Annotated in this window: 1 protein-coding gene; it reads left to right on the plus strand. The window is 58.5% G+C overall.

Annotation, left to right across the window (positions count from 1 at the left end; all coding sequences use genetic code 11):
• Positions 1-603: helicase associated domain-containing protein (locus tag ACRWND_RS30935; RefSeq protein WP_431955308.1), on the plus strand; the 603-nt coding region annotated here is incomplete at both ends.

The raw sequence follows: 603 nt of genomic DNA on the forward strand, positions 1-603 counted from the left end.
AACGTCCCGTCCGACTGGAAGGAGCCGGTCGACGACGAGGATGTAAATCTCGGAAGCTGGCTCGCGCAGGTACGCAGCGGCCACAGGCCGGTTGGCGACGCCACGCGGGCCGAACTCGACAGAATGGGCATGCGCTGGGATAAAATACGCGACACTGACACCCAGTTGAAGCTGAAAGCCGCCAAACAGTTCTACGAGAGAGAACGCAACCTCGAGGTCCCGTCCGACTGGAAGGAGCCGGTCGACGACGAGGATGTAAATCTCGGATACTGGATCGCGAATATACGCCGCGAGCACACGGAGGTTGACGACGCCACGCGGGCCGAACTCGACAGAATGGACATGCGCTGGGAGCAAATACACCGCAACACTGACACCCAGTTGAAGCTGAAAGCCGCCAAGCAGTTCTACGAAAGAGAAGGCAACCTCAAGGTACCGCAAAAGCATAGGGAGCCGGTCGACGGCGAGCCTGTACCTCTCGGAATCTGGCTTAAGGATGTACGCAGCGAGCACACGAAGGTTGACGACGCCACGCGGGCCGAACTCGACAGAATGGGCATGCGCTGGGAAAAAATACACAAGCCCACTGACACCCAGTTGAAA

This window comes from Actinacidiphila sp. bgisy167, from assembly GCF_965342175.1.
Lineage (GTDB): Bacteria > Actinomycetota > Actinomycetes > Streptomycetales > Streptomycetaceae > Actinacidiphila.